The following is a 4,060-nucleotide window of genomic DNA, read 5'->3' on the forward strand; positions in this document are numbered from 1 at the left end:
TTTTCGGCTCATTCCATACTGTTGCCGATGTAATGGCTGTTTTGAAAGAACACTAACGAGGAAATTATCATGTCCGACAATAAACAAAAAGAAACTCCAAACGGATACGATTTAGACGGTTACGAACGACTCAAACGTCGCAACCGCCGTCGCTTGGTCTTGGCCTCCGGCTTGGTGGTGGCATCGGGTATGCTGTTCGGTCTGGCGCTGACTTCCGGCGACGATAAAAATTCACCGTTTAAAGAAGCGCCTGTCGGTCAGAGCCAAATCAAAACGGCTGACGAGCCGAGCAAGGCGGTTGTTTTAGAGCCTAATAAAGAGGATGTCGCTGCTGCTGAGGAGGCTGCCCGCCATGCGGATGCCGAAGCATCAAATAAACCGCAAAATGCAGGCGACGAAGAAGATAATGCGCCGGTTGAAGTATTGAAGCCAAGCCGTGAATCTGCTCCCGAAGATGTCGGCGAGTCGTTGGTTTTGATCAACGATACTTTGGATGACGGCAATATTAAAGGCTTGGAAGAGTCCGAACGTATTCAACGCGCCGAGGCTGCCAAACGTGAAGCTGCGGAGCGCCGAGCCGAAGAGCGCCGCCAACGTCAGGCTGAGCAACGTGCCGCTGCGGCCCGTAAAACACAAGCCCAACAGGAAGCTGCTGAGAAAGAAAACGCATTGGCAGCTAAAAAACGCGTACTTCAAGCGCGTGCTGAGAAAGCAGAGCGTGAAGCCGCTGCCGAACGCAATAAATTGGCACAATTGGAAAAGGCAGAGAAAGCCATTGCCGAGCGTAAATCTGCCAAAAACAGCAAAGACAGCGTAAAAGACAAGGCCGAGCCTGCCAAGAAAGCAGAAGCCAAAGTTGAAAAACTAAGAAATGAAAAGGCTAAACCAGAAACGGCCAAAGCAGAAAAAGCCGATAAGGTAAAAACTGCCGAGAAGCCGTCTGAAAAAGCCAAACCTAAAGCTGAAAAAGAAACAGCAGAAGCCAAGCCTGCGAAAAAAGCCGCTATTCAGGCTGGTTATGCTGAAAAAGAACGCGCGCAAAGCCTGCAACGTAAAATGAAAGCCGCAGGTATCGATTCAACCATTACTGAGGTCATGACTGATAAAGGTAAGGTCTATCGCGTGAAATCAGCCAGTTATAAAAATGCACGCGATGCAGAGCGCGATTTGAACAAATTGCGTGTGCATGGCATTGCCGGTCAGGTGACCAGTGAGTAATTTGCCTGTTGCCGATTTGTTGGCTGCCGCCGTCATCGCCATCTGCATCATTATCTCGTTGACACGGGGTATTATTGCCGAAGCAGGGGCGATGGTGGCGTGGGTGGTATCGTTTATTGCAGCCAGAACGCTCGCCGTGCCGTTTGCCGATGTGGTCTTTAAATCGGTTGAGCCGCATTCTTTGGCGGTTGCCATGGGTTTTGCCGCTGTGTTTTTTTTGGCATGGTTGTTGCAGAAACTGGCACGATCGTTGTTAAGCAGTTTGATGTCTGCCGTTGGTTTGGGAAGCATCAACCGGTTGCTTGGCGGCGTATTCGGTGCAGTGAAAGGTGTGATTTTGGTGACACTGGCAGTGATGGTTTTTTCACACACTGATTTGCCGAAAACGGAAGAGTGGCAAAGTTCGCACACAATTCCGTATTTTGAATCACTTGCCGATGCTGCGATGCCTTATCTGCCAGGGAAAGATACTGCAATGCCGCATCTTTCGGGTAAAGCAGCTGAAGTAGAAGAATTGGATGATTGAGTTTGACGGATTCAGACGGCCTATGGGTCGTCTGAATCCGTTTTTATTTGCGTAAATTTAGCATCATATTGTCGACAATTTGAGCAAACTCATCTAAATTATTTTATAATGACGGTTTACCCATTTAATCTTCAAACTCGGAGAAGCACGATATGTGTGGTGTATTAGGTTTGGTTAGTCATGAGCCGGTCAATCAGATGTTGTATGATGGTTTACAGATGTTGCAACACCGTGGTCAGGACGCAGCAGGTATTGTTACTGCCGAAGGCAATATATTTCATATGCACAAGGGCAAAGGCATGGTGCGCGAAGTGTTCCGTACCCGCAATATGCGCGACTTGATCGGTAATGCCGGCATTGCACATGTCCGCTATCCGACTGCAGGCAATGCGGGCAGTAGCGCAGAGGCTCAGCCGTTTTATGTCAGCTCCCCATTCGGCATTGTTTTGGCACACAATGGTAATCTGACCAATACCGAAGAGTTGTATGAAAACGTATGCAACAAACACCTGCGCCACGTTAATACCAGTTCCGATTCTGAAGTTCTACTCAATGTATTTGCGCACGAATTACGCCGCGAAGTCTCTAAAAATACAGCCCCTTATCAACTCACCATCGACAATATTTTCAACGCTGTTTCCGAAGTACACCGCCTAGTGCGCGGCGCATACGGTGTTGTAGCCATGATTGCAGGATATGGCATGGTTGCCTTCCGCGATCCTCACGGTATCCGTCCGTTGGTATTGGGTTCGCAAACCGATGAATCCGGTAAAAAATCGTATGCCGTTGCCTCTGAATCAGTTGCTTTCAACGCACTTGCCTATGATTTAGAACGCGATATTCAGCCGGGTGAAGCCGTGTTTGTCAGCTTTGACGGTTCAATCGTGTCGCGTCAATGCAGCGATAAAGTCAAACTCAGCCCTTGTCTCTTTGAATACGTCTATTTCGCGCGTCCCGACTCAGTCATCGACGGCGTATCCATCTATCAGGCGCGTCTGGATATGGGCGTTTCTTTGGCGGAAAAAATCAAACGCGAGTTGCCCGTCGACGATATCGATGTCGTGATGCCGATTCCTGATACCAGCCGACCCAGCGCGATGGAGCTTGCCGTCCATCTTGAAAAACCTTACCGCGAAGGTCTGATTAAAAACCGCTATATCGGCCGCACCTTTATTATGCCCGGACAAGCAACGCGTAAAAAATCCGTACGCCAAAAGCTCAGCCCGATGGAAACCGAATTTAACGGCAAAAGCGTTTTGTTGGTGGATGATTCCATCGTGCGCGGTACGACCAGCCGTGAAATCGTTGAAATGGTACGCGCGGCAGGTGCGCGCAAAGTCTACATTGCTTCCGCTGCTCCCGAAGTGCGCTATCCGAATGTGTACGGTATCGATATGCCGACCCGTGAAGAACTGATTGCAAACGGCCGCAACGCAGCAGAAATCTCGGCTGAGATTGGCGCGGACGGCATCGTCTTCCAAAACTTAGAAGATCTGGAAGCAGTAGTCAAAGCACTCAATCCAAAAATCGAATCCTTTGATTCTTCATGCTTTAACGGTGTCTATCAAACCGGTGATATCGATGAGGCGTATCTGAACCGTCTCTCTACCGAAAAATCAGGTTGTGGCGGTTTGAAAGTTCATCCAAGCAAAATGGAACACAGCATCAGTATCAGCGATAGCGATGATGATGAAGAATAAAGTAAATTGACTTACAATAAAGGCCGTCTGAAAATTAACGTTCAGGCGGCCTTTAATTATGTTTTAGACACATCATGAGTACCGAAACCAAAAATTACATCACACCTACCGGTTGGCAGGCACTGAAAGACGAACTTTATCATCTGGTCAACAAAGAACGCCCGGAAATCGTCCAAATCGTTAACTGGGCGGCAAGCAATGGCGACCGCAGCGAGAATGGCGACTATCTTTACGGCAAACGCCGTATGCGCGAAATCGACCGTCGTATCCGTTTTCTGACCAAACGCTTGGAAGCTGCCGTCGTCGTCGACCCTGAAGCGCGTGAAGCCACGGACCAGATTTTTTTCAGCGCTACCGTTGGCTTATTGCGCGGAGACGGTCGTGAACAAACCGTCAAAATCGTCGGCGTAGATGAAATCGATACCGCTAAAAACAAAATTTCATGGATTTCCCCTTTGGCGCGCAGCCTGATTAAAGCGCGCGAAGGCGATGAAGTTGTCTTGGATACACCGGAAGGCCGTGAGGTTATAGAGATTCTGTCGGTGGAATATATTAAGATTGACTGATTATGCGTGAATAAAAACTATAAAGGCCATCTGAGAATATACTTTCAGAC

General features: G+C 48.6%; 4 protein-coding genes. All 4 read left to right on the forward strand.

Annotated features, from left to right (window positions below; all coding sequences use genetic code 11):
• Positions 1 to 69: 69 nt before the first annotated feature.
• The 4 genes from ftsN (at position 70) to greB (ending at position 4,010) form a co-directional block, all read left to right on the forward strand.
• Positions 70 to 1,218: a cell division protein FtsN gene (gene ftsN / locus ACTHUT_RS14795; RefSeq protein WP_250589772.1), complete on the forward strand. Its 1,149-nt coding sequence runs from the start codon at positions 70 to 72 to the stop codon at positions 1,216 to 1,218.
• On the forward strand, positions 1,211 to 1,744 hold the full coding sequence (locus tag ACTHUT_RS14800; protein WP_250589773.1) for a CvpA family protein: 534 nt from the start codon (positions 1,211 to 1,213) through the stop codon (positions 1,742 to 1,744). The genes ftsN and ACTHUT_RS14800 overlap by 8 nt, the downstream gene beginning before the upstream one ends.
• 152 nt (positions 1,745 to 1,896) lie before the next feature.
• Positions 1,897 to 3,444, forward strand: a complete 1,548-nt coding sequence (gene purF, locus ACTHUT_RS14805) for an amidophosphoribosyltransferase (RefSeq protein WP_440418971.1) — start codon at positions 1,897 to 1,899, stop codon at positions 3,442 to 3,444.
• A gap of 74 nt (positions 3,445 to 3,518) precedes the next feature.
• Complete coding sequence (greB, locus tag ACTHUT_RS14810) at positions 3,519 to 4,010, forward strand: transcription elongation factor GreB (protein WP_003685038.1); 492 nt, start codon at positions 3,519 to 3,521, stop codon at positions 4,008 to 4,010.
• Positions 4,011 to 4,060: the final 50 nt, after the last annotated feature.

The organism is Neisseria sp. P0022.S010, from assembly GCF_051956635.1.